The sequence below is a fragment of the Inquilinus sp. genome (assembly GCF_057815775.1).
Genome location: NZ_JBYRFX010000610.1, coordinates 1 through 4,254, shown reverse-complemented (window position 1 = coordinate 4,254; position 4,254 = coordinate 1). Strand labels below are relative to the sequence as shown.

The 4,254-nt window shown below is 64.4% G+C and carries 4 protein-coding genes; 2 read left to right on the top strand and 2 right to left on the bottom strand.

The genetic code is table 11. From position 1 onward, the window contains the following. On the bottom strand, positions 1 to 224 hold a 224-nt coding region (locus AC3XYG_RS21415), incomplete at its 3' end, for a glutamate-cysteine ligase family protein (RefSeq protein WP_489141896.1). After that, entirely contained in the window at positions 224 to 1,012 is a 789-nt protein-coding gene (locus AC3XYG_RS21410; protein ID WP_489141895.1) for an N-formylglutamate amidohydrolase, read from the bottom strand. The genes AC3XYG_RS21410 and AC3XYG_RS21415, both read right to left, overlap by 1 nt. Positions 1,013 to 1,575: 563 nt before the next feature. Here AC3XYG_RS21410 and AC3XYG_RS21405 point away from each other — a divergent pair. After that, entirely contained in the window at positions 1,576 to 2,643 is a 1,068-nt protein-coding gene (locus AC3XYG_RS21405) for an ATP-binding protein (protein ID WP_489141894.1), read from the top strand. A gap of 10 nt (positions 2,644 to 2,653) precedes the next feature. Then, positions 2,654 to 4,254: patatin-like phospholipase family protein (locus tag AC3XYG_RS21400; protein WP_489141893.1), on the top strand; the 1,601-nt coding region annotated here is incomplete at its 3' end.

The following is a 4,254-nucleotide window of genomic DNA, read 5'->3' as shown; positions in this document are numbered from 1 at the left end:
CGGCGCAGCCGCTTGATCTCGGTCCGCGCCTCGCCGATGGTCCGGCACACTGGGGTGCCGACCTCGACCTGGCAGCGGAAGAATTCGCGGGCAACGCTGCCCTCGTGCCGATGCTCCAGCGCCTCGGCCAGCTCCGGCGGCGGGTCGGCGACCAAGTCCCGGCTGATCGGATCGACCAGCAGGTATTCTTCCTCGATGCCGAGGGTGAAGGCGGGCTCGCTCATTACGCCACCGCCTGAAAGGGCTGGTACAGGCCAGGATCGGCCAGGATCGGGGTGAAGATGTCGGCCATGCGGTCGGCCCAGGCCTCGGCCGCGGCGTCGGCGGCGATCAGATCCTGTCGCATCTCGATCAGCACATGCGGCAGGCCGCGCGGCTCGGCGTGGCTGTGCATGGTGTAGCCATGCGCGTTGCGGCCGGAATAGGGCTGGTTGTCACCGACCGTGGTTTCCGGGTCGCGGCGCAGCGCCTCCATCAGCGGCAGCGGGATGCGGCCGTCGTCGCGCCACAGCACGCCGACCTGCCAGGGCCGGGCGAAGCCGCGCATCACGGGGGTGAAGCTGTGCAGCGACAGCAGCGCCGGGGCCGGGCAGCGGGCGGCCGCCCGGTCGATCTGCGCCGCGATCGCATCGTGATAGGGGTGGAACAGCGCCGCGGCCCGGGCGGCCTCCTGCTCGCGCGTCAGCCGGGCGTTGTCCGGCACGATCACGCCGTCGCTGATGGCGCAGATCGAGGTCGGGTCGTCGAGCTGCCGGTTGGGGTCGAGGATTAGCCGGGAATAGCGGTGCAGCAGCAGCGGCGCGTCGAGCCGTTCGGCCAGGCGGCGCGAGAACGCTTCGATGCCGATGTCGTAGGCGACATGGCGGTCCAGCGCCTCCGGCCCCAGGCCGAGGGTGCCTAGCGATTTCGGGAAGGCGCGGCCGGCATGGTCGGCCACCAGCACGGCGCAGGCCTTGCCGTCGGGATTCACCAGCTCGAAGGGCGGCGGGTCGTCGGGTCCGAGGAGCGTCATCCCAAGAGCCTAGCAGGGCGCCGCGAGACTGTGGAGGGCGGCGCTGCACAACCCGACCCAGGCGAAGCCACGAGCCGCCTCGACTGCCATTGAAGAATAGTGCGGGATGCATTATTATGAAAGTGTAGTGGCATTCGGCAATTTTGTTTTAATAATTTGGTAGATAGCTCAAATTCCGCACGGTAGCAGAAATTAATTGGGATTTATTTCCTATTTTATTGCTCCACCAGCCCACACCCACACCAAGTCAGAAAATATCGGCAATTCCGAAAATCCTTCCAAAACCTAGATCTTTGCTGGAACCATCGTCATAATTAATTTTAAACACGCCATATGGCGGTAGTTATAAAGTAATATTCCGAATAAAATGAAGTATACATTCCATCGATTTCGTGACTCAAAACAGAAATCACTTAATTTAATCCCACGACCATAGTGAATTCTTTCCGCCCCATATTTCGAAAATATTAACCATATCGCCTCGACGCGGCAGGAAACCACAAAGGCAGCAGCGCCTCCCCTAGCCACTCGACACCGGCGATCTGACGGATCGGAGCGCCCCGATGGAGATCGACCCCTCGAAATGGACACCGACCCCGGTGAGGATCACCGTCTGCAATCTGCTGTGGCAGATCAAAGCCGATCTCTGGGCCAAGGAGGTGCAGACCTCGCCGACCTATTCCTACCAGTGGATGGCAGACCAGATGGGGCATCTGGCAATCGGCCTGCTGTTCACCCTGGTGGGGGCCTGGATCCTGCCGGCGACGTGGCCGGGCGCCCTGGTCGGGGCCGGCGCCGCCCTGGTTTTCGCTGTGGTCAAGGAATTGCGGGACTGGATCGCCGAAGGCGGCAAGATCAAGGCCCCCCGCTTCGATGCCGGCCAGAACCAAAGCGACATCCGGAACAATGCCCTGATCGCCAGCTATTACATGGTCGGCGGCGCCGTGCTTGGGCTTGCTGCACTGTCGGGCTGGGCCGCATGGATCAGCATTCCCGTCGCTGTGGTCCTCATCGTGGCACCGGCGGCCTATTGGCTGCGGCAGAAACTGCGATTCCAGCAGGCCGCCTTGCCCTATCTGTATCGCCTGCCGGAATTCGAGCCGCCGGAAGGCTGCCTCGACGACACCGCCTGCAAGGCGGTCAACGAACTGGTAAGCGGCCGGGCCGAACGGCCACGCTGCTTCGTGATCGCCGGCCCGCTGAACAGCGGCAAGACCAGCCTTGCGGTCGGGATCGGCACCGAAGCGGCATTCCACGGCCGAAAGGTGCGCTACGCAACGCTGTCGAAACTGCGGCAATTGGCAGAGACCGTCGACGGTGCCGAGCCGGCCTCGCCCCGCAACATGAAATGGTGGCCGATCCGGGAGAGCGAATTGCTGATCGTGGACGACGTGGCCGGGCTGTACGCCACGGCGAGCCGCCCGGGCATCGAGACCACGCTCCACCAACTCGGCAACGATTTCCTGCGCGGCATCGGCCTGCGTGACACCGTCTGGTGCCTGGAGGCTGCCCCCGGAGAGATCCTCGACTCCATCACGGCTCTCTGGGGTGCGATGGACCACCCGGATCCGAAGCCGGTGAACCTGATCCTGCAGCGAATAGATCCGCCGGCACAGCCCGGCGCTTCGTAGGAGGCGGACCATGCCGACTGACAGCCCGGCCGCTTCCCAGGATCAGAGTCCGCAGTCCCTGGTCGATGTGCTTCGGCAGGAATTCGAGAAGATCGACGGCCATCCGGGAACCCCGAAGGGCAGGCCGACACTCGACGACACCTTCCGCCTCAACCAGTCGGCCCTTTGCCTGTCGGGCGGCGGCATCCGCAGCGGCGCTTTCGCCCTCGGCGTCATCCAGGCCCTGGCCCGGAAAGAGCTGCTGACCGGGATCCACTACCTCTCCACGGTGTCCGGCGGGGGCTATACCGGCGCCTGGCTGACGGCGCTGATCCACCGGCAGGGCGGCGATGTGAAAGCCGTGCAGGAACGGCTGGCCAAGGTCAGAGACGAGGAAGACATCGCCATCCGGCGGCTGCGCAGCCGGACCAACTACCTGACGCCGGGGAAAGGGGTGTTCTCGACCGACACCGTGACCGCGGTGGTCGTCTGCGTCAGGAACATGCTGCTCAACTGGCTGCTGTTCATTCCGCTTCTCTGGCTCGGCATCACTATCGTGAAATTGCTACCGGTCATCGATGCCGGACTGGCCCACCCGGATGTCCGGACCGTCCTGCCGCATCTCATTCTGCTGCTGTCGGCCGGCATCACCTCTCTCGTCTATGTGGCCATTCCGGACCGCGGTTGGAAGCCGAAGGAGAGGACCATCTGCGCCGTGATCCTGCTGCCCACCATGCTGTGGGCCCAGGCCTTGAGCCTGACGGTCGCCAGGGGAACCGACGCCCCCATCATCTTCGGGCACTGGCTTCCGGCTGGCGTTCTCGCCAGCTGGATCGGAACCCTGCTCGGGTATTTTCTCGGCCAATGCGCCGTCGGCCGCAGCCCGACGACCACGCAACCCTATCGGAATTTCTGCGCGTGGCTGGGCGCGGCCTCTGTGACCCATCTGGCACTCGCCTTCGTGCTGCCGCGGATCGCCTATCCAGTGCCGTCGGGCCTGCCGGTCTTCGAGTTGCTCGGCCCACCCTTCGCACTGGCGATGAATCTGGCGGCGATCGCGCTCTATGCTGGCTTCCGGGGGCTCGACGACCCCAATGACACCGCGAAGGAAGGTTTGGCCCGGCTGAGCGCGATGAAGCTGCGGCTGCTCCTGCTCTACCTAGCCATCGTCGGCGCCGCCCTGGCACTGCCGATCCTGGTGCGCGACTATCTCGACGTGGCCATCGGCATCGCACCCGGCGTGATCGCCGCGATCATGGCCTGGAGTCCGATCCTGAAGATCGGCACCCAGACCACCGGCCGGCGGCCCTGGCAGGTGCCGCTGCACCTGCTGATCGGGCTGGGCACCGCCATCGGCCTGCTCGCGATCGTCGTCCTCTGCGCGCTTGTGCAGGACGATCTGGCGGTGCTGGCTTGTCGCTGGTTCGGTTCGTCAATCCAGAGCGTCGGCCTGAGCTGCGAAGTGATATCTCTTCCAAACACGACGGCGCAGGTGGCTAGTTTCGCTGGTTATCTGCCGGGCGCCCTGGCAGCTGTCGTCCTGCTCATTCTCACATCGCGGTCCATCAACCCCAATCGCTTCTCACTGCATGGTTTCTATCGAAACCGCCTGATCCGCGAATTCCTCGGGAG

What these genes read in the sequence shown, in the direction of transcription:
- AC3XYG_RS21410 (WP_489141895.1), bottom strand. Translation starts at nt 1,012, where the DNA reads ATGACGCTCCTCGGACCCGACGACCCGCCGCCCTTCGAGCTGGTGAAT.
- AC3XYG_RS21405 (WP_489141894.1), top strand. Translation starts at nt 1,576, where the DNA reads ATGGAGATCGACCCCTCGAAATGGACACCGACCCCGGTGAGGATCACC.